This window comes from Streptomyces sp. NPDC059679 (genome assembly GCF_042734105.1).
In the GTDB taxonomy this organism is placed as follows: Bacteria; Actinomycetota; Actinomycetes; order Streptomycetales; family Streptomycetaceae; genus Streptomyces.
Genome location: NZ_JBHWES010000011.1, coordinates 103,753 through 124,275, shown reverse-complemented (window position 1 = coordinate 124,275; position 20,523 = coordinate 103,753). Strand labels below are relative to the sequence as shown.

Genomic DNA, 20,523 nt, shown 5'->3' with positions numbered 1-20,523 from the left:
CCTGCGGTTCCGTGGGGTGTGCGGGCGCCGGGTCGGCCGATAGGGCTACGGTAGGGCGGTGCCGACGGCCCGGACGCGGGCCGGGTCCGGCGCGGTGACAGGAATCAGGGGCGGGGAGCCCGCGGCGGGAAGGTTACGAGTGTGCGGGTCGGGGCGAGGCTGTGAGATTTCTGCACACATCCGACTGGCACCTGGGGCGGTCCTTCCACCGGGTGAACCTGCTCTCGGCACAGCGGGGGTTCATCGACCACCTGGTCGCGACCGTACGTGAGCGGCAGGTCGACGCCGTGCTCGTCGCGGGCGACGTCTACGACCGGGCCGTGCCGCCGCTCGCCGCCGTCGAGCTCTTCGACGAGGCCCTGCACCGCCTCGCCGGCCTCGGCGTGCCGACCGTCATGATCTCCGGCAACCATGACTCGGCCCGGCGGCTCGGCGTCGGCGCCGGGCTGATCGAACGGGCCGGCATCCATCTGCGCACCGACCCCGCGGGGTGCGGCACCCCGGTCGTCCTCGCCGACGACCACGGCGACATCGCGCTCTACGGACTGCCGTACCTCGAGCCCGCGCTCGTACGGGAGGCGCTGGGCGCGGACGCGGCGGGGCACCCCGCGGTGCTGCGCGCCGCCATGGACCGGGTCCGCGCCGACCTCGCCACCAGGCCGCCCGGCACCCGCTCCGTCGTCCTCGCCCACGCCTTCGTCACCGGCGGCGCGCCCAGCGACAGCGAGCGCGACATCACCGTCGGGGGCGTCGACTCCGTCCCCGCCGAGATCTTCGACGGCGTCGACTACGCGGCGCTCGGGCACCTCCACGGCAGCCAGGCCATCACCGAGCGGATCCGCTACTCCGGTTCGCCGCTCGCGTACTCCTTCTCCGAGGCCCGGCACCGCAAGTCCATGTGGCTCGTCGACCTCGGCCCCGGCGGCGCCCTGTCCGCCGAGCGCGTCGACTGCCCGGTGCCCCGGCCGCTGGCCCGGATCCGGGGCCGGATCGATGAACTGCTCTCCGACCCGGACCTGGACCGGTACGAGGACGCCTGGGTCGAGGCGACCCTCACCGACCCCGCGCGCCCGCACGAGCCGATGCCCCGCCTGGCGCGGCGCTTCCCGCACCTGCTGAGCCTGGTGTTCGACCCCGAGCGGGGCCCGGAGGACCCGCTCGCCTCGTACGCACAGCGGCTGCGCGGCCGCACCGACCGGCAGATCGCGGAGGACTTCGTGGCCCATGTACGCGGCGGGCGCGGCCCGGACGAGGCCGAGCGCGCGGTGCTCGACGCCGCGCTGGACGCCGTACGGGTGAGTCAATCCGAGCCCGTCGAACCCGCCCGGACCGCGGGGGAGGCACGCGGATGAGGCTGCACCGCCTCACCATGACCGCCTTCGGGCCCTTCGGCACCACCCAAGAGGTCGACTTCGACGAGCTCTCGTCCGCCGGGCTCTTCCTGCTGCACGGGCCCACCGGCGCGGGCAAGACGTCCGTCCTGGACGCGGTCTGCTACGGCCTGTACGGCCAGGTCCCCGGCGCCCGGCAGGTCAGCGGGCTGTCCCTGCGCAGCGACCACGCCGATCCGCACACCCCCACCGAGGTCGTCCTCGAACTCACCGTCGGCGGACGGCGCCTGGAGATCACCCGCCGCCCCGAACAGCCGCGCCCCAAGAAGCGCGGCACCGGCACCACGCGCGAAAAGGCGCAGAGCCGGCTGCGCGAATACCTCCCCGGGGCCGGGGAATGGAAGGCGCTCAGCCGCTCCCACCAGGAGATCGGCGAGGAGATCTCGCAGCTGCTCGGCATGAGCAAGGAGCAGTTCTGCCAGGTGGTGCTGTTGCCCCAGGGCGACTTCGCCCGCTTTCTGCGTGCCGACGAAATGGCCCGCGGCAAGCTGCTCGGCAAGCTCTTCGACACGGGCCGCTTCGCCGCCGTCGAGGAACGCCTCGCCGAGCTGCGGCGCGCGGCGGAGAAGCAGGTCGTCGGCGGCGACGAACGGCTGCTCGCCCTCGCCCACCGCATGTCCCAGGCCGCCGGCCCCGGCGACCATTCGCTGCCGGACCTCGCCCCCGGCGAACCGGGGCTGGCCGACGCCGTACTGGAGTGGGCCGCCATCGCCCGTACGACCGCCCGCGAGCGGCAGGACATCGCGGTCGCGGCGCTCGAGGCCACCGAAACCGCCCACCAGGCCGCGCGCCGAACCGCCGACGCCGCCCGCGAACGCGCCCGCCTCCAGCGCCGCCACGCCGAGGCCCGCCACCGCGCCGACGAGCTCGAGCGCCGACGCGCCGAGTACGACCAGACCCGCGCCCGCCTGGAGCAGGCCCGCGCGGCCGATGCTGTCGTCCCCGCCCTGGAACTCCACGCCACCGCCGAACGCGACCACACCACCGCCACCACCGCCGAGCGCGCCGCCCGCGGCCGCTTGGCGGCCGAGCCCGGCCTGGAGCTTCAGGCGCCACGACCGATGGACGCCCCCGCACCCGCCGAGACCGAACTCCCGCGGCCGCGCCGCGCCGACGACGAGGCGGAACACGCGGCGGGGGCCGCGAGCCCGACGGCGGGCGCTGCCGCCGGGCCGGCCGTCGCCGAGGAGCCGGCGGTCCCGGCCCCCGGCCCCGGCCCGGGCCACCCCGCCGGGGCGCCGGGTCCGGCCGGTGACGAGTCCGGGCAGCGGATGGTGACGGAGCCGCCGCGTGCGGACGGCGTCGGTGCGTGGCCGGACGCCGACCGGCGAGGGTCGCATAATCGGGGGGAGTTCCGCGGCCGCGCCGGGGCGGGCGATGAGTGGCCCGCCGAGGGACGAGCGGGCGCGGCGCCGGGCGCGCGGGGCGTGCCGGAGCCAGGGGCTTGGCGCCGCGCCGACGAGCCGCGGACGCCGGGAGGGCCGCAGGGGCCCCACGGGCATGGCGTGGCGGAGGGCGTGCCGACGGAGGACGCCGCCGGACGGCGAAGCGCGGGGGAGGGGGCGCGGCCGGAGGCCGGAGGGCTCGCCGACGCGCCGGGCGTGGCCGGTGGCGACTCGGGGCAGCAGGGCGCGGCCTCCACGTGCGGAGCGCTCGCGGTGCCGGAGCAGGGCTCCGGGGAGCATGGCGGGACGCGGGGCTTGGCGCGCGCCGCCGAGCTTTCGGCCGTACCGGGGCTCGCGGGCGGCGACGCCACTTGGCTGGCCGCTGAGGAGCGGCGGCTGCGGGAGGAGTTGGGGTCGCTGGGCGCGGCGCGGCGGGCCGAGCTGCGGGCCGGGGAGGTGGCCGCCGAGGTCGCGGGGCTGGACCGGCAGGCGCGGGCCGACGAGGAGGCGATCGAGGAGGCCGGGCAGTGGCTCGCCGGGTGGGAGACGGCCCGTCAGGCGCATACGCGGCGCGTCGAGGCGGCGCAGGACGCCGCCACCCGGGCCGAACAGCTCGCCGGACAGCTCGCCCCCGCCCGGCAGCGCCTCGAGGCGGCCCGGCGGCGGGACGTGCTGGCCGGGCAGGCGGCCGAGGCGGGACAGCACCTGCTCCACTCCCGCGAACAGGCCGCCGCCGCGCACGAGACCTGGCTCGACCTCAAGGACCGGCGGCTGCGCGGCATCGCCGCCGAGCTCGCGGCGGGGCTGAGCGCGGGCGAGCCGTGCGCCGTGTGCGGGGCGACCGAACACCCCCGCCCCGCGCGCCCGGGCGCCGGCCATGTGGACCGTACGGCGGAGGAGGCCGCGCTGGCGGCCTACCGGCGGGCCGAGGCCGGGCGGGAGGAGGCCGAGCGGGGGCTGCAGTCCCTGCGGGAGGCGCTGGCGGGCGCGGAGGCCGCCGCGGGCGGCGGCACCGAGGACGAACTGGACCGCGCCGTCGCGGACTTGGAGACCGCCCTCGCCGAGGCCCGCGGTGCCGGGGCCGACGGCCACCCCGCGCGCGAAGCGCTGGCCCACGCCGAGGAAGAGCACGACCGGCGCCTGGCCCAGCGGCAGGAAGCCGAGCGGCGCGCCGCCGCGCGCACCTCGCGGCGCGAGGCCCTGCTGCGGGAGCGGGCCGGGCTGCTGGCGGATGTGGAGCGGGCCCGCGGTGGAGCCGCCACCGTGGCCGAGCGCGCCGCCCGGCTGGAGCGCCATGCGGGGCTGCTGTCCCGGGCCGCCGACGCGGTCCGGGAGGCCGAGGCCGCCGCGCGGCGGCTGGAGGAGGCCGGGGCGCGGCTCGTCGACGCCGCGCGCCGCGCGGGCTTCGAGGAGCCGAGCGCCGCGGCCCGCGCCGTACTGCCCGCGGCGAACCAGCGCGGGCTGCGGCACCGCCTGGAGCAGTGGCAGACGGAGTCCGCGGCCGTCGCGGCCGAGCTGGCCGATCCGCAGCTGGCCGCAGCCGCGCGGGAGCCCTTGGCCGACCCCACCGCCGCCGAGGCGGCGGCCGAAGCGGCCACCCGCGCGCTGCGCGAGGGCTCGGCGCGGGACGCGGCGGCCCGCACCCGCTGCCAGGAGCTGGACCGGCTCTCCGCCCAGGCCGTCACCGACGCGCGCCGGCTCGCCCCGCTCCGCGAGGAGCACGACCGCCTCGCCCGTCTGGCCACGCTCGCGGCGGGCACCTCCGGCGAGAACGAGCGGAAGATGCGCCTGGAGGCATACGTCCTGGCCGCCCGGCTCGAACAGGTCGCCGCCGCGGCCAGCGCCCGGCTGCGGCTCATGTCCGCCGGGCGCTACACCCTCGTGCACTCCGACGCCCGGACGGGCGGCCGCGGCAGGTCGGGTCTCGGCCTGCACGTCATCGACGCCTGGACCGGCAGCGAGCGCGACACCGCCACCCTCTCCGGCGGCGAGACCTTCTTCGTCTCGCTCTCGCTCGCCCTCGGTCTCGCCGACGTGGTGACGGACGAGGCGGGCGGCACCCGGCTGGACACCCTCTTCATCGACGAGGGTTTCGGCAGCCTGGACGAGCAGACCCTCGACGAGGTCCTGGACGTGCTCGACTCACTGCGCGAGCGGGACCGTACGGTCGGCATCGTCAGCCATGTCGCGGACCTACGCCAGCGCATCCCGGTGCGGCTGGAGGTGGTGAAGGGCCGCGACGGATCGGCGGTGCGCCACCGTACGGCCAAGGGCGCGGCCGGAGCGGGAGGGCGGACCTGACGCGGGCGTGAGCCACCGCCCGTCCGCCCGGCCCCCTCACCCCGTCAGATCGCCGAGAGCTCGGCCACCAGGTCGTCCAGGCCGAGCGAGCCCTGTGAGAGGGCCGCCATGTGCCAGGACTTGGCGTCGAAGGCGTCACCGTGGGCCTTGCGGGCCGCCTCGCGCCCGGCCAGCCAGGCGCGTTCGCCCAGCTTGTAGCCGATGGCCTGGCCCGGCATGCCCAGGTAGCGCACCAGCTCGCTCTCGATGAAGTCCGCGGGCCGGCCGCTGTGCCGGCCGAAGAACTCCTGTGCCAGCTCCGGCGTCCAGCGCTCCCCGGGGTGGAACGGGGAGTCGGCGGGGATCCCCAGCTCCAGGTGCATGCCGATGTCGATGATGACGCGCACCGCGCGCATCATCTGCGCGTCGAGGTAGCCCAGGCGCCGCTCGGCGTCGGTGAGGAAACCGAGCTCGTCCATCAGCCGCTCCGCGTACAGCGCCCAGCCCTCCGCGTTGGCGCTGACCATGCCGACCGTGGCCTGGTAGCGGGAGAGCCGGTCGGCCACATGCGCCCACTGCGCGAGCTGCAGATGGTGGCCGGGCACGCCCTCGTGGTACCAGGTGGAGACCAGGTCGTACACCGGGAAGCGGGTCTCGCCCATGGTGGGCAGCCAGGTCCGGCCGGGGCGGGAGAAGTCCACCGACGGCTGGGTGTAGTACGGCGCCGCCGCGCTGCCCGGCGGCGCGATCATCGACTCGACCCGCTTGACCCGCTCGGCCAGGTCGAAGTGGGTGCCGTCCAGCGCCTCGATGGCCTGGTCCATGAGCCCCTGCAGCCAGGCGCGGGTCTCCTCGACGCCCTCGATGGCCTGGCCGTGCTCGTCGAGGTGGCGCAGCGCCTCCCAGGGGGTGGCGCCGGGGAGGACCTTCTCCGCCTCGGCGCGCATCTCGGCGTGCAGCCGGTGGTATTCGGACCAGCCGTAGGCGTACGCCTCGTCCAGGTCGAGGTCCGTGCCGTTCCACATGCGCGACCAGGTGCGGTAGCGCTCGCGCCCGACGACGTCCGGCGCGCCCTGGACCGCCGGGTCGTACACATCGCGCAGCCAGTCGCGGAGCGTGGCGAACGCGGCGGTGCCCTCGGCCGCCGCCTCGTCCAGCTCGGCGCGCAGCGCCTCGGGGCCGCCGGCCGCGAAGTCGGCGAACCAGCCGCCGTCGGTGCCGATCCACTCATCGAGCTGCCCGATGACCGTGGTCACCTGGCGGGGGCCGGCGGGCAGTTCCTGCCGCAGCCCCTCGGCGAGCGAGGCGCGGTACCCCTCCAGGGCGGCCGGTACGGCGCGCAGCCGCGCGGCGACCGCCGCCCAGTCGTCCTCGGTCTCGGTCGGCATCACGGTGAAGACGCCGCGCACGGCGTGCAGCGGGGAGTGGAGGTTGCTGACCGCCCGCAGGTGTTCCCGCGCCTCGTGTACGGCGAGCTCGGCGGTCAGCCGCTCCCGCAGCAGCCGGGCGCAGCGCCGCTCGATGTCGCTGTCCGCACCGGGCCGCGCCTCGGCCTCGCCGAGCCGGTCCAGGGTGGTGCGGGCGAGGTCCGCCAGCGCCTCCTGCCCGGCGGGCGAGAAGTCCGGCAGACGCCGGGCGCTTTCGGGCACGCCCAGGTAGGTGCCGGTGATCGGATCGAGTTCGATGAGGGCGTCGACGTAGGCGTCGGCCACCTGGCGGGGCAGGGATGCGTCAATGGTGTCGGACATGCGGTCATCCTCGTACGGCGGGCGGGGTCGCGTCACGGGCATTTGGATGTCACGTACCTGACCGAGATCATGTCGTGCCCGGAACATGTCGTGCCCTGATCGTGTCGTGCCCGGATCGTGTCTGCTTGGATTCTGCCGTACCCCGCCCCGCACGGCGGTCGGCTACGCGCCCGACGAGACCACCGCGGGCGAGAGCCGGGCCGTGATGACGAGCGTGCCCTCCTCGATCTGGTAGTCGAGCGGCAGCTCCAGCGCGCGCATCGCCGCGACCATGCCGGTGTTGGCCGACTGGGTGACGGCGTAGACGCTGTCGCACCCCGTCTTGGCGGCCATCGCGACCAGCCTCCGCAGCAACTCCCCGCCGACGCCGCGCCGCTGCCACTCGTCCTCGACGAGCAGCGCGATCTCCGTCTCGTCCCCGTCCCACAGCAGATGGCCGAGGGCCACCAACTGCCCGGAGGCGGTGTGTGCGGCGAGGGTGCGGCCGAAGCGCGGGCTGAGCAGGTGGCCGAGGTAGCGGTCGGCGTCGCCGACCGGACCGTGGTAGCGCAGGGCGAGCGTCTCGGGCGAGCACCGCTGGTGCATCGCGCGGGCCGCGTCCAGGTCGCGGGTGTCGGCGCGGCGCACGGTGATCTCGTTGCCCTCGGGCAGCGTCAGCACATCGTGGCGGCGCGGAACACGCGGGCCCAGCCGGGCGTCCAGCTCGATGAGCGCGCGGGCGCGCGCGAACTCGGTCGGGGTGAAGGGGAGATACGGGCGCTCGATGGTGATCGCGCCGCCGGACGGGTCCCGCAGCCGCATCACGGTCTCCTCCAGCACGCCCTCGACCGGCGGCGTCCCCTCCAACGGACGGCCGTTCAGGGACTTGGCGGGCAGTGACCGGATGGTGCAGCGGCCGAGCAACTGGCGCAGCGCGAGCGGGAGTTCGGCGGCGTCCAGGGCGGTGCGGGTGGCCAGGGACAGTATTCGGGTCGGCGCGTCCACCAGGTCGTGGGCGTCGGCTCGCTCCAGCCAGGTGTCCCGGCCGCCGCCGGCCGTGACGGCATCGGTCAGCTCGGTGGGTGGCAGATCGGCGGGGGCGCGGAGCAGGAACTCGTCCACGGTGCCGTCCGCCAGCGGGTGGGTCTGCAGCGACAGGATGTCGACCGCGTGGCGGGCGAGCGCCGCGCACAGCGCGGCGAGGGTGCCCGGCTCGTCCCGTACGGTCGTCCGTATGCGCCACAGGGTGGTGTCGGCGCTCCGGGCGCCGTTCGTGGCGGTCGTGTCGGGTGCGCCGTCCGTGCTGTTCGTGCCGTTGGGGCCGTCCGTGACGGGGCCGTGGCCGTGGCGCCGTGACCATCGGGCGGCCAGCTCCACCAGATCGAGCCGCCAGCCGAGGGGGCGTCGCCGGGTGTGGTGTTGAGGGGTCGCGTGGGTCATGCACCCACTCTTGCCGAGGGGTGTTGCGCGATCACGAACGCACTGTGACCGATGGGTTAAGAGGGCAATTGTGAAGCAAACCCATTTTGCCTGGAATGGCATGGTTGGCAGGTGGAGCCTGTCGGACCGCGAGTCCTTCGGATTCTGGGGGTTCTCCAGGTGCTCATGCCGCTTCTTCAGGTTCTCATGCCGCGGCCAGCCGCCGCAGCACCGCCCCGCAGCGCCGTACGTACGCCCGCTGGAAGAGCGGCACCAGCGGCCCGGCCGCCCGCGCGTACCAGACCGCCGGGCGGCTGAAGGCCGTCACCGTGAGCACCACGGCCGCGTCCGGCTCCAGGCTGACGACGAACGACTCCTCGCCGCGCTCCGGATGGCCGGGCAGCGTCCCGTACGCGAAGCCGGTCCGTGTCTCCTCCGCCACCGTCCACACCACCTGGCACGGCGCGCGCAGCCGCAGCCGCCCCACGCCAAGACCGATCACCACGGGCAGGCCCGCCACGGCGGTCGGCTCCCAGCAGCGCACCGACACCCCCACCGCCCGGTGCATCCGCCAGTCCATCACCGCCCGGCCCGCGGCCCCGAACGTGTCGGGGCCGCGGCCCACCGGGACGGACACCCGGAGATGGCTGTAGCCGGCGGGCAGTGGCCACTGGCGCGTGGCGCCCGTCTCCGGGTAGGTCAGACGGGATACGGGGCCGGTTGGGGACATGCCCGTACGGTACGAGCCCGGCCCCGCGCGTCACTGGCCGACGCGCCCGGGCTGCAGCACCTTGGTGAACAGCACCGTGCCGCCCAGTTCGCGCAGCCGGACCGTCAGCTCGCCGCTGTGCCCGTCGATGTCCACCTCGCCGAAGAACTGGAAGCCCTCGGCCGGCGAGACGTTCGCCCTGGTCGGCGCCTTGACGAAGGGCTGCTCCGGCCCGAAGGTGCCGTCCAGCTTCACCGCCGGGAACGCGCCCGCGTTCAGCGGCCCGGAGACGAACTCCCAGAACGGGGCGAAGTCCTTGAAGGCCGCCCGCGACGGGTCGTAGTGCTGGGCGCTGGTGTAGTGGACGTCCGCCGTCAGCCACACCGTGCCGGTGATCTTCCGGTGCTTGATGTGCCGCAGCAGCTCCGCGATCTGGAGCTCGCGGCCCAGCGGCGCGCCCGGGTCGCCCTGCGAGATGGCCTCGAAGTCCGTCGCCCCGTCCGGGACCACAAGACCCAGCGGCATGTCACACGCGATCACCTTCCACACCGCGCGCGATGCCGACAGCTCCCGCTTCAGCCAGGCCAGCTGCTCGGCGCCGAGGATGCCCTGGGTGTCCTCGGGCTGTCGGCCGGGGGAGTTGGCGTCGCGGTACGTACGGCAGTCCAGCACGAACACATCGAGCAGCGGGCCGTGCCGCAGCACCCGGTACACCCGGCCCTCGGGGTCCTGCCGCATCGTGGAGATGGGGAAGTACTCGCTGAAGGCCTGCCGCGAGCGCGCCGCCAGCACGTTCACGTTCTTCTCGGTGTAGCGGTCGTCGGTGAGGATCTCGCCCGGGTACCAGTTGTTCAGCACCTCGTGGTCGTCCCACTGGATGATGGTGGGCACCTGGGCGTTGAAGCGGCGGAGATTGGCGTCGAGCAGGTTGTAGCGGAAGTTGCCCCGGTACTCCGCCAGCGTCTCGGCGACCTTGGACTTCTCCTCCGTGGTGATGTTCCGCCAGGTGCGGCCGTCGGGCAGCGTCACGCTCTGCGCCAGCGGGCCGTCGGCGTAGATGTTGTCACCGCTGCACAGGAAGAAGTCCGGGTCCAGCCGGCGCATCTCCTCGTAGATCCGGTAGCCGCCGAGGTCCGGGTTGATGCCCCAGCCCTGCCCGGCCAGGTCGCCCGACCATACGAACCGCAGCCCCTGGCGGCGGGCCGGTGCGGTACGGAACGTCCCGTACACCGGCTCGCCGGTGCGGCGCGGGTCGTCCGGGTCGGCGAGCAGCACCCGGTAGTGCACCTGGGTGCCCGGCGGCAGCCCGTGCAGCGCGGTGGTGCCGGTGAAGTCGCTCCCGGCGCCCAGCACCGGGCCCCGCCAGCGGCGCGCCTTCGCGAACGACTCGGTCGCGGACGTCTCGACGACCATCCGGGCCGGGCGGTCGGACCGTACCCACACCAGGCCCGAGGACGTCGTGACGTCGCCCACCTGGACGCCCCACTGGGCGCTCGGCCGCCCGGACAGCGCCTGCGCGGGCGCGGCCGACGCCGCCGACGCGAGTGTCGGCACCGCCAGCGCGGCGGACGCCGCAGCCGAACCCAGCAACACCTCCCGCCGCCCGAGCCCTCTGTTATCGGATCCGTCGGATTCCCGCGCCATGCCGAACCTCCCGTTGCTCATGGAACCGCTGTGCCGTCCCGTTGCTATCGCTGTCAGATGCCTCGCATTCGAACGGACAGTGAACAACTCACCGAGGGGTGGCGGGAAGGCCCGGGGCCCCGGCATCGGCGATCAAGGCCACGGCCTGGGCGATCCGGGCGGGGGAGAGATGGGCGTAGCCCATCACCAGACGTACGCATCCGTCGTCGGGGGCGGCGGGCGTGGGACCGGGGGTACGGTCGGGCCGGTGCGCGAAGTCGGCGAGCGGGCGCAGTGCCACCCCCGCCCGCACCGCGCGCTCCAGGAACCGCGCCTGGGGCCCGTACCGGCGCGGCAGCCGGGCGATGACATGCAGCCCGGCGGCGATGCCGGTCACCTCCGTGCCCGGAAAGTGTTCGGCCAGCGCGGCGACCAGCGCGTCGCGCCGCTCCCGGTAGGCGCGCTGACAGCGGCGCAACTGCCGGTCGTAGTCGCCGCGTTCGATGAAGTCGGCCATGAGCGCCTGATCGAGAGTCGGATTGCCGAGATCCATGGTCCGCTTGCGCTCCACGACCAGATCCACCAGCTGTTCGGGTATCACCAGCCAGCCCAGCCGCAGCCCCGGGGCGAGCGACTTGCTGACCGAACCGGCATAGGCGACCCGGGCCGGGTCGAGGCCCTGCAGCGCGCCGACCGGCGCCCGGTCGTAGCGGAAGTCGCCGTCGTAGTCGTCCTCGACCAGCAGCCCGTCGACGGCGCGCGCCCACTCCAGCAACTCCAGGCGGCGCCGCGCCGAATACGCGATGCCCGAGGGGAACTGGTGGCAGGGGGTGAGCTGGGCGGCCCGCGCGCCCGACGCGGCCAGCGCGGCGAGGGACACGCCCTCCGCGTCCAGTGGCACGGGGAGGGCCGTCAGGCCCGTGGCCGAGAGCAGCGTGGTGTGCTCCGGGCTGCCGGGGTCCTCCACCGCCACGGCCCGGTGGCCAAGCCCGGCCAGCGTGAACCCCAGCAGCGTCATGGCTTGCGCGACGCCCGAGCAGATCACCACGCACTCCGGCTCCGCCACCACCCCACGGCGGCGGGTGAGCAGCCCCGCCACGGCGGCCCGCAACTCCGGCAGCCCGCGCGGATCCGGATACCCGAGCCCGCTGTGCGCCAGCCGCGCCAGCACCCGCCGATGCGCCGCCGACCACGCGGCGCGCGGGAACAGCGCCAGATCGGGGCTGCCGGGCAGAAACCCGGTCCCGGGCGCGCCGTCGGCGACGGGCTGCCTGTGCTCCCGTACCGCCGCGGCCTGCGCCGCCCCGCTCACCCAGGTGCCCGAGCCCCGGCTGCTGCTGAGGTACCCCTCGGCCGCCAACTGCTCGTACGCGTCGGTCACCAGACCACGCGAGACCCCCAGGTCGGCCGCCAACTCACGGCTGGACGGCAACCGCGTCCCGGACGCGATCCGCCCGGAGCGCACCGCCTCGCGCAGCGCGGACTGCAGCACCCGCCCGCGCCGCCGTGGCGGCGCGGCCGCGGTGGGGAGCAGCAGCTCCCAGGCGGCGGTCCAGGAAGTGGTCCGTGAATCAGCCATCGGATTGGACCTTAAAGGGCACCGATCGGCTGCCTAGCGTCGGCGCCATGAAACAAAGCGATCCCCCGGGGGACACGCCCCCCTCGGCCGCCACCCCCGAGCCCACGGATGCCGCCACCGCGCCTGGCCGCGATACGGACAGGGCCACTGCCGGCAGCCCGGCCGCCCAGGTCGGTCGAGCCACTGCCCGTCGCGCCGCCACCGACGTCATCGCCGGTGCCGCGGACCGCGTTGCGGCGGCCCGCGATACGCCGGGGCCCGGCCGTGGCGGGCGTCCCGCGGCGCCGAGCGCCGGGGCCGTCGCGCCTGGGCGGGCGCCGGGCGGCGGCGCACGGCCGACAGCCGGCGGCGGCACGGAGCGGCGCGTTTGCCGCAGCGACGGCCGGCGGCGCGTTTCGCGGCACAGTTTGCTGGGGGCGCTGCTCGCGGGGGTGGCGTGTTGTCTGGTCGGGGCCTCGTTCACCGCCAACAGCGTGCTCGGCCACTACCCGCACGCGGGCGGCCAGGCGCTGCGCTATGGCCTCGCCTGCGTTCTGCTGCTGCCGCTCGCCCGGCGTGGCGGGCAGCCGGTGCTCGGACCGTTGCGGGCGCTGAGCGGGCGGCAGTGGGGGCGGTTGGCGGCGCTCGCGGCCGTGGGCATGGTGGGGTTCAACCTGGCCGTGCTGGCGGCGGAGCGCAGCGCGGAGCCCGCGGTGCCGGGGGTGTTCGTGGGCTGCGCGCCCGTGGTCGTCGCCGTGATCGCGCCCGCGCTCGACGGGCGGCGCCCGGCTCCCGTGGTGGTCGCGGGGGCGCTGTCGGTGGCCGCGGGGGCGTTCACCGTGCAGGGGTGGGGGCGTACGGACACGGCCGGGCTGCTGTGGTCGGTGGGGGCGCTGGCGGGGGAGGTGGGGTTCGCCGTGCTCGCCGTCCCCGTCCTGCGGCCGCTCGGCCCCCGGCTGCTGTCCGCCGTGGCGTGCGGCCTCGCCACCGTCGAGTCCGCGCTGCTCGGCCTGGTGCTCGACGGCGCGGGGTGGCTGAGGGCGCCGGACGGCGGCGAGGCGGTGGCGCTGCTGTGGCAGGCGGCCGTGGTGACCGTCGTCGGCTTTGTGTGCTGGTACGTCGGCGTCCAGCGGATCGGCGCCGAGCGGGCCACCCTGTTCTCCGGCCTGATCCCGGTCTCCGCCGCCGCGACCGCACCGCTCGTCGGCACGGGCGGCTACGGCCCGGCGCAGGCGGCCGGCAGCCTTCTGGTCGCCCTGGGCGTGGCCCTGGGCTCGAACATGGTGGGGTCAGCGGCTCCCGTCCAGGATCACGCGGGCGACGAGGGCCGGGTCGTCGTTCATGGGGACGTGGCCGCAGCCGGGGAGGCGGATCAGCCGGGCCGCGGGGATCGCGCGCTTGGCCCGGACGCCCTGGCGGGGCAGCAGTACCCGGTCGCGGGTGCCCCAGCCGATGGTGACGGGCACATCGGGGACGTCGTCGGCGAACGTGGCGCCTCGCCCGGACGCGAGGGTGGCCTCGAACCCGGTCGCCTCGCGCATGGCTCGCGCCTCGGCGACCACCGCCTCGGCTGAACGCCGCCCGGGCCGGGCGTAGATGGTGCCGGTCAGCGCCACCCGACCGGCCGCCGTCCGCGCCAGCCGGCCGAGCAGCGGCAGCGGTATGGCCCGGGCGCCCACCCGCATGGCCGTCAGCACCCCGGAGGCGTAGCGGCGTTCGGCCTCGCTCCAGAACCGCGCCGGGCTGAGTGCGGTGACGGACCGTACGAGCTTGCGGCGGCCGAGTTCGAGGGCGAGCAGCCCGCCGAGGGAGTTCCCGGCGACGTCCGGACGGTCGAGGTCGAGCGCTTCGAACAGCGCGGCGAGTACGGGCACCGTGTCCTCCAGGCCGTACCCGACGCCGTCCGGCAGCGCGGCGGACTCCCCGAAGCCGGGCAGGTCCACGGCCGTCACCTCGCGCTCGACGGCGAGGATGTCCAGCACCGGCTCCCATGCCTGCCAGTGGTGTCCGATGCCGTGCAGCAGTACCAGGGGCCGACCGGTGCCGCGCCGCTCGTAGACGACGCGCGTGGGCTGCCGCCCGGTGGGCGTGTCGATGGGGAAGGTGATGGTGGCGGCCATAGGGCGGCTCCTCGTCGGTTGGCAGGCGCAGTGGTGTACACACGCACTGACGCGGTGACGTTACGAGACAGGATGTCAGCAGGTGTTACCCCTGGGTAGACCCGGTGCGGGCCGGGCCCCGGCAGGGTGGGATGATGGCCGCGTGGCCACTTCTGACACCGCGGCCGGGGCCGCGACGGACGTCTTCGAAGATCACCGCTCCCTGCTGACCGGAGTGGCCTACCGCATGCTGGGCCGGGTGACGGACGCCGAGGACGTCGTCCAGGAGGCGTGGCTGCGCTGGTCCGGGGCCGACCGCGAGGCGGTGCGCGAACCCCGTGGCTATCTCGTACGGATCACCACCCGGCTCGCCATCGACCGGCTGCGGCAGGCGCAGGCCCGCCATGAGTCGTACGTCGGTCCGTGGCTGCCCGAGCCGATCGCCACCGACTTCGGCCACACCGTCCCGGACACCGCCGAGCGCGCGGTGCTCGTCGAGTCCGTCTCGCTGGCCGTGCTGGTGGTCCTGGAGTCGCTTTCCCCGCTGGAGCGCGCGGTGTTCGTGCTGCGCGAGGCCTTCGGCTTTCCGTACGGGGAGATCGCCACCGCCCTGGACCGCACGGAGGCGGCGGTGCGGCAGCTGGCCGGGCGGGCGCGGCGCCATGTGGACGAGCGCAAACCGCGGTTCGAGGTGGACCAGCGGCAGCGCCGCGATCTGACGGAGCGCTTCCTGGCCGCCGCGCAGGGCGGCGACCTCGAGGGGCTGCTCGCGCTGCTGGCGCCCGATGTCCGCCTCATCGGCGACACCGACGGCAAGGCCAAGTCGCCGCTGCGGATCATGGAGACGGCGGACAAGATCGCCCGCTTCCTCGCGGCCGTGGGCCAGGACATCACCGTCCCGGACCCGGAGCTGATCTTCACCGAGCTCAACGGCGGCCCCGCGATGATCCTGTTCTCGGCCGGCCGGCCCGACACGGCTGTCTCCCTCGATATCGCCGACGGCCGGATCCAGGCCATTTACATCATGCGCAACCCCGACAAGCTGACACACCTGACGGAGTTGCGGCCCGGTGACGGGGGCAGTGAACGTGACGGGGCAGCGAAGGCGACGGGCGTCAGTGAACGTGACGGGGGTCAGTGAACGGACAGCCCGCCGTCGACGAACAGCGCCTGCCCGGTGACATAGGCCGAGGCGCGGCTCGCCAGGAACACCGCCGCGCCCGCGAAGTCCTCGGCCAGGCCGTTGCGCCCGACCATCGTGCGCGCGGCCAGCGCCGCCACCTGCTGGGGGTCGGCGGACAGCCGCGTGTTGAGCGGTGTCATCACGAACCCCGGCACCAGCGTGTTGCAGGTGACGCCGTACGGCGACCACGCCTCGGCCTGTGACCGGGCCAGCGACTCCAACGCCCCCTTGGAGACGCCGTACGCGCCGCTCTGCACGAACGCCCGGTGCGCCTGCTGGGAGGTGATGTGGATGATCCGCCCGAAGCCCCGTTCGGCCATCTTCGGGCCGAACCGCTGTCCCAGCAGATAGGGCGCCTCCAGGTTCACCGCCATCGTGGTGTCCCATACGTCCTCGCCGAGCTCGCTCATCGGGGGCCGCAGGTTGATCCCGGCGCTGTTGACGAGGATGTCGGGCTCCCCGAACGCCGCGACCGCCTCCTCGGCCGCCGCGCGCACTCCGTCCCGCGTGCTCAGATCGGCGCTCACCCAGGCCGCACGGCAGCCATCCGCCGTCAGTTCCTCGACCGTGGCGGTCAACTCCGCCTCCCTGCGCGCCACGACGACGAGGCTCGCGCCCGCGCGCGCCAGGGCCCCGGCGATGGCGCGGCCGATGCCTGAACTGCCGCCGGTCACCACGGCGATCTGGCCGTTCAGGGAGAACAGCTCGGAGAGATAGGAGTCTGAGGTCATGGCCGCATCCTAGGCGGCCCGTCGATTGGTCTTGACCAAGGCAGGGCGCCGCCTTATCGTCGCACTAGATACTGCAACAACCTTTAATAAAGAAGCACACTTATCAGCACGCAGATCTGTTGCGGAGGACAGGGTGGGGACCACGCAGCTCGAAACGGTGCCGGAGCCCAAGTACTGGCACCTGAAGACCGTGCTCAGCGAAGCGCTCGACTCGGAGTTCGCGATCGGTGAGATCCTGCCCAACGAGCGTGAGCTCGCGGCCCGCTTCGGCGTGGCTCGCGCCACCCTCAGGCAGGCCCTCGAACAGCTCGAGCTGGAGGGCAGGTTGCAGCGCCGCCGAGGCGTCGGCACGACCGTCGCCCCGCCCCGTATGGGCGTCGCGGTCGGCGACCGGGCCCACAGCTGGGAGGACGCGGACGACGCCGACGACGCGGCCTGGCAGCCCGTCGACAGCACGGAGGCGGAGCCGCCCGCCGCGGTCGCCCGGCTCCTCGACGTACCGCCCGGCACCCTGGTGCACACCGTGCGCCGGACCCGTGTCAGCCACGGCCAGCCGATCGCCGCCGAGCTCCTTTACGTCCCGTCCGACTCCGTGGCCGGCCTCACCGCCATCGACGCCCCGCCCGGCGCCGCCCGCGCCCGCGCGGTTCTGCGTGAACTGCGCCGTGTCGCGCTCGAAGGCCGCGAGCAGTCCGTCGAACTGGGCTCCGCCCGCGCCGACGACGCCAAGCAGTTGGACCGGCTGCCCGGCGCCCCCGTCCTCGTGGTCACCACCCGCTACACCGCGGCCGGCCACACGGTCGCCGTGGCCGTCGCCACCTACCGCGCCGACACCTGCCGCCTCACCTTCGGCGACGGTCCGGCGGTGGAACTCCTGGCGAGCTGACCGCTACCGGGCCGACCGCTGCTGGGCTGACCGCTGCCGGGCCTTCGCGGGGTCCAGCTCGCGGATGATACGGACCAGGTCGTCCGGGGCGGCCGCGAGGCGCACCGGCTCGCCCGCGTCGTCGAGTTCGGCGATGTGCCAGCTGCGGGGGACGGTGTCGCCATCGCTGCCCCGGGCGCGCCGTACGTTCGCGACGCTGAGCCGTTCCACCGGTATCCGCTTCGCCGCGAACCGCCCCGGGCCGGGATGGGGGGTCACCGCGGGCGGGCCGCCGCCGAGGACGATGTGGGTGCCGAAGCCGTGCGGGTTGTAGTCGGTGTGCTCCAGGAAGCGGGCGGCCAGGAACGCCTCCGTGTCCGGCTCGGCGGGACCATCGGTGACCTGGGGCTCGGCGGGCGTACGGACCCGGGTGGCGCGCCAGGCCCAGGTGAGCAGGCCCACCGTGACCAGCGAGCCCGTGGCAGCCCAGGTGATCGAGCCGGGGGAGGCGAGCAGGGCCGTGGGGTGGAGATAGCACAGCGGCAGCAACCACAGGGCCGTACCGGCGAGCGCGGCCGCGAACGGAAGGGCCGACGGCAGGACTTCGTCGTCCGGCAGCCGGCGCCCGCGCAGCCGCAGCAGCACCTGGGCGCCGGGATAGCCCGCGGCGAGGACGAACAGGGCCGCCATGACGGCCACTTCCCCGGCGGCGGGGATGTGCTCGCGCCACCTATGACCCTCTCCGGCGACCTCCCTCACCTGGCCGCGCCACACGGTCAGCTCGACCCTGTCGCCGGCTTTGAATTCCTCGGCGGCATCGCTCGAGACCTCGAGCCGCTCCAGTGGGCGACTCTCCGTGAAGTACAGCCAACTGGGCTGCTTGAGCCCGTTGACGTCGGTCCGCGCGATCACGGCCGACAGGGTGGACACGCATGTGTCGCGCTCGGTGGCGGACGTCCCGGCGGTGCACGGAGTGGCCGACCGCCACGCCCGCTCGTCCGACACCATCCCCGGCACAAACCACGCGGCCACCCCCGCGCCCGCCACCAGCAGCGCACACAGGCTCAGCGACCCGACCCAGCCACGCCCGGCGGTGCGGTACGAGACGACGGGCACGTGGCTCGACTCCGGCGCTCCGTAGCGGCGGTGCAGTGCGCGGAGCGCGTCCAGCTTCGCGTCGAAGTCCGGGTCCTGGGGCGACCAGCTCCGTGGCAGAGGCAGCAGCCGCTTACGCCCGTCGCGCAGCACCAGGCTGACGCCCCGGGTCTCCTGGACCCGGGGCGTGTTCGCGTACTTCAGACGTACGCGCAGGTCGGCGACGTCACCCCACGGCACGCTCCGGCGGCGCAGCAGTGTCCGCGTGTGCAGGCCGTGCGTGTCAGCGCTCACCCGGGCGGTGACACCGCGCAGCGAGACGACGCCCACCAGCGCGAGCACCAGCCCGCCCGCCAGCCACACATCCCAGAGCCCGTCCCAGAACACCAAACGCACCACGGCCAGGCCCGCCCCGGCCACCCCGAGCCCCACGAAGAACCACAGGGGGCGCTTCCAGGGGGAACGGCAGGTCACTTCCCAGGCATCGGTCATGAATAAATCCTGCCACCGGCCAGGCCGCCCCGGACCGCCTCAAAGCCGCCGTCCCAGCCAGCGCAGCGAGGCGAGGCCCAACGCGGTCATCATGGCCACGATGTTGCGATCGGCGCCCGGTCCGGCCGAGGCGGCGGAGCGCAGCAGAAAACCGGCGTGCGCCGCCAGCACCGAGTCGACGTGGACGCGGTCGAGTGCGCGTAGCAGTGGGTGGCTCTCGGCGATCGGCTGTGGATCCACGCCACTGAGGGATGCGCTGGACAGCAGCGTGATGAGATCGCAGTGGCGGGGCCCGACCCAGGCGTGCGGCCAGTCGATGACGAACACCCGGTCCGCGGTCAGCATGATGTTGAACGGGTACAGGTCTCCGTGCAGAAGCGTGTCGCCGTCCAGCGAGGCATTCGCTTCCAGGGTGGCGAGTTCATCGAAGTGGCGGGCCGCCCATGGTGACAGCTCCTCAACCCTGGCCCGGGCGGTGGCGTCTTCCGCCAGGGCCGGCCACCCGCCGAGGCGCGGTCTGCTCAGGACCGCCGCCTCGACGGGGGACGGTGTCAGAGCCGTCGCCATATCGGTGACCGCCGCGATCACCCGGTCCAACTCGTCCGGCCGCCACGGCTGAGCGGGCAGGTGTCCCTGGATCTCCTCGAAGACCAGCACCACCCAGGTGCCGTCGTCGTAGGCATCCAGCAGCCGTGGCGCCGACGCCTCTGGGGGAAGCCGCCGCGAGACCGTGATCTCCCGGCGGTGGAAGTCCGCCACGGCCGGCGCTGTCGACGAGCTGGCTGCCTTGACGAACGCGCGTCCGCCGTTCGCCAGGCGCACCCGGGCGGCCAGCCCCTCGGAAAACCCGCCCGGCTGGCTGATGGCGCTGGCCACCGGGCAGCCGAGCAGCCGCTCGATCTGCACGGTCAGCTCGCGTGGCATCGCCGCCCAGGCCATCCTCCGGCTGCCGGTGGCCGAAGGCAGGCCCGGGGCCGCCGCGGCGAGATCGGCGTCGGGATCGCGTGTCATCGTGGTCCACCCCCCTTGTTCAGTGTGGGCCACTGCCCTCTTCAGGGTGGGCCACCGTGAGACCGGATCGGGCCGGGTCAGTCGACGAGCAGGGCGTCCATCTGGCCGACCGCCTGCTGCAGACCCTCGGCCATGCCCATCTCCAGCATCCGCTCCATCTGCTCCCGGGAGTCGTAGGCCGAGCGCAGTTCCATCCGGGTGCCGCCGTCGTGCTCGGTCAGCAGCACCCGCACGGTGGTGGTGGGCATGTCGGCGGCCGGTGTCCCGTCCGGGTTGGCGAAGCCGTCGGTGAACTCCAGGGACGTCGGCGGGCTGACCGAGGTGATACGCCACCAGCCGTGGTGCTTGTCGCCTTCCGGGCCGGTCATGAAGTAGGCGACCTCTCCGCCCGGGGTCAGATCGTGCTGCTCCATGGTCGCCGGGTAGGTCGGCGGACCCCACCAGCGCTCCAGCTGCCGCGGGTCGGCCCACAGCCGCCACACCCGTTCGACCGGTGCGGTGAAGTCGGCGATCAGGGTGAGGGTCAGACTGTCGAAGTCCTTGTCCAGGCTGGTGACACTCATCGGTCTCGTCCTTCCGTCGGGTTGTTCTCTTGGGGGTCGGAGTCCTCCGCGAGCAGGTCGGCCATCCGACTCACTCGCCCGCGCCAGGCCGTCTCGAGCTCGTCGAGCACCTGCCGCGCGCGGACTATGGCCTCCGGGTCGGTCCGCACCAGCTGCTCCCGTCCGCGGCGCTGCTTGGTGACCAGCCCGGCCCGTTCCAGTACCGCCACATGCTTCTGCACCGCGGCGAAGCTCATGGGGTAGTCCTCGGCCAGCCGCGACACCGACAGCTCGCCCCGCACACAGCGGTGGAGGATGTTGCGCCGGGTGGCGTCGGCCAGCGCGTGGAACAGGCGGTCCACGGTCGCGTCGGTCGATTCATCTACAACCATTTGGTTGTAGGTTAGCGCTGT

General features: G+C 74.4%; 15 protein-coding genes and 1 pseudogene. 5 read left to right on the top strand and 11 right to left on the bottom strand.

Annotated elements, in window-relative coordinates; all coding sequences use genetic code 11:
• Nucleotides 1-161: 161 nt before the first annotated feature.
• A complete protein-coding gene (locus ACFV2X_RS15405) occupies nt 162-1,352 on the top strand; it encodes an exonuclease SbcCD subunit D (protein WP_385616303.1) in 1,191 nt (396 codons plus the stop codon).
• Nucleotides 1,349-5,077, top strand: a complete 3,729-nt coding sequence (locus tag ACFV2X_RS15400; RefSeq protein ID WP_385616301.1) for an AAA family ATPase — start codon at nt 1,349-1,351, stop codon at nt 5,075-5,077. The genes ACFV2X_RS15405 and ACFV2X_RS15400 overlap by 4 nt, the downstream gene beginning before the upstream one ends.
• A 44-nt stretch (nt 5,078-5,121) precedes the next feature.
• Here the strand turns inward: ACFV2X_RS15400 and ACFV2X_RS15395 are convergent, their stop codons facing one another.
• From ACFV2X_RS15395 to ACFV2X_RS15375, 5 genes are all read right to left on the bottom strand, one after another.
• Complete coding sequence (locus tag ACFV2X_RS15395) at nt 5,122-6,804, bottom strand: DUF885 domain-containing protein (RefSeq protein WP_385616299.1); 1,683 nt, start codon at nt 6,802-6,804, stop codon at nt 5,122-5,124.
• 162 nt (nt 6,805-6,966) lie between these two features.
• Nucleotides 6,967-8,223: a GNAT family N-acetyltransferase gene (locus ACFV2X_RS15390; protein WP_385616297.1), complete on the bottom strand. Its 1,257-nt coding sequence runs from the start codon at nt 8,221-8,223 to the stop codon at nt 6,967-6,969.
• 184 nt (nt 8,224-8,407) lie between these two features.
• Nucleotides 8,408-8,932 carry a DUF1990 family protein gene (locus tag ACFV2X_RS15385; RefSeq protein ID WP_385616295.1) on the bottom strand — a complete coding sequence of 175 codons (525 nt, stop codon included), beginning with the start codon at nt 8,930-8,932 and terminating at the stop codon, nt 8,408-8,410.
• Between the two features lie 30 nt (nt 8,933-8,962).
• On the bottom strand, nt 8,963-10,555 hold the full coding sequence (locus ACFV2X_RS15380) for an alkaline phosphatase D family protein (RefSeq protein ID WP_385616455.1): 1,593 nt from the start codon (nt 10,553-10,555) through the stop codon (nt 8,963-8,965).
• Nucleotides 10,556-10,643: 88 nt separating this feature from the next.
• A complete protein-coding gene (locus ACFV2X_RS15375) occupies nt 10,644-12,113 on the bottom strand; it encodes a PLP-dependent aminotransferase family protein (RefSeq protein ID WP_385616293.1) in 1,470 nt (489 codons plus the stop codon).
• A gap of 47 nt (nt 12,114-12,160) precedes the next feature.
• Between ACFV2X_RS15375 and ACFV2X_RS15370 the strand changes: the two are divergent.
• A pseudogene (locus ACFV2X_RS15370) lies at nt 12,161-13,351 on the top strand (DMT family transporter); the annotation flags it as partial.
• 30 nt (nt 13,352-13,381) lie between these two features.
• Here ACFV2X_RS15370 and ACFV2X_RS15365 read toward each other — a convergent pair.
• On the bottom strand, nt 13,382-14,212 hold the full coding sequence (locus tag ACFV2X_RS15365; protein ID WP_385616291.1) for an alpha/beta fold hydrolase: 831 nt from the start codon (nt 14,210-14,212) through the stop codon (nt 13,382-13,384).
• Between the two features lie 142 nt (nt 14,213-14,354).
• Between ACFV2X_RS15365 and ACFV2X_RS15360 the strand changes: the two genes are divergently transcribed.
• Nucleotides 14,355-15,332 (top strand): RNA polymerase sigma-70 factor, encoded by a 978-nt coding sequence (locus ACFV2X_RS15360; protein WP_385616289.1) that lies wholly within the window; start codon nt 14,355-14,357, stop codon nt 15,330-15,332.
• On the opposite strand, the gene ACFV2X_RS15355 is transcribed toward ACFV2X_RS15360, so the two are convergent.
• Nucleotides 15,326-16,105, bottom strand: a complete 780-nt coding sequence (locus ACFV2X_RS15355) for an SDR family NAD(P)-dependent oxidoreductase (protein ID WP_385616287.1) — start codon at nt 16,103-16,105, stop codon at nt 15,326-15,328. The genes ACFV2X_RS15360 and ACFV2X_RS15355 overlap by 7 nt on opposite strands.
• Nucleotides 16,106-16,238: 133 nt before the next feature.
• Here ACFV2X_RS15355 and ACFV2X_RS15350 point away from each other — a divergent pair, with 133 nt between their 5' ends.
• Entirely contained in the window at nt 16,239-16,991 is a 753-nt protein-coding gene (locus tag ACFV2X_RS15350) for a GntR family transcriptional regulator (protein ID WP_089511740.1), read from the top strand.
• Nucleotides 16,992-16,994: 3 nt separating this feature from the next.
• On the opposite strand, the gene ACFV2X_RS15345 is transcribed toward ACFV2X_RS15350, so the two are convergent.
• The 4 genes from ACFV2X_RS15345 to ACFV2X_RS15330 all read right to left on the bottom strand — a co-directional run bounded on the left by ACFV2X_RS15345 (nt 16,995) and on the right by ACFV2X_RS15330 (nt 20,502).
• Nucleotides 16,995-18,557, bottom strand: coding sequence for a PH domain-containing protein (locus ACFV2X_RS15345; RefSeq protein ID WP_385616284.1), 1,563 nt, complete (start codon nt 18,555-18,557; stop codon nt 16,995-16,997).
• A 39-nt stretch (nt 18,558-18,596) separates the two neighbouring features.
• Nucleotides 18,597-19,568, bottom strand: coding sequence for an aminoglycoside phosphotransferase family protein (locus ACFV2X_RS15340; RefSeq protein ID WP_385616283.1), 972 nt, complete (start codon nt 19,566-19,568; stop codon nt 18,597-18,599).
• A gap of 77 nt (nt 19,569-19,645) precedes the next feature.
• Nucleotides 19,646-20,131: an SRPBCC domain-containing protein gene (locus ACFV2X_RS15335; protein ID WP_385616281.1), complete on the bottom strand. Its 486-nt coding sequence runs from the start codon at nt 20,129-20,131 to the stop codon at nt 19,646-19,648.
• On the bottom strand, nt 20,128-20,502 hold the full coding sequence (locus tag ACFV2X_RS15330; RefSeq protein WP_385616279.1) for an ArsR/SmtB family transcription factor: 375 nt from the start codon (nt 20,500-20,502) through the stop codon (nt 20,128-20,130). Before ACFV2X_RS15330 ends, ACFV2X_RS15335 begins: the two co-directional genes overlap by 4 nt.
• Nucleotides 20,503-20,523: the final 21 nt, after the last annotated feature.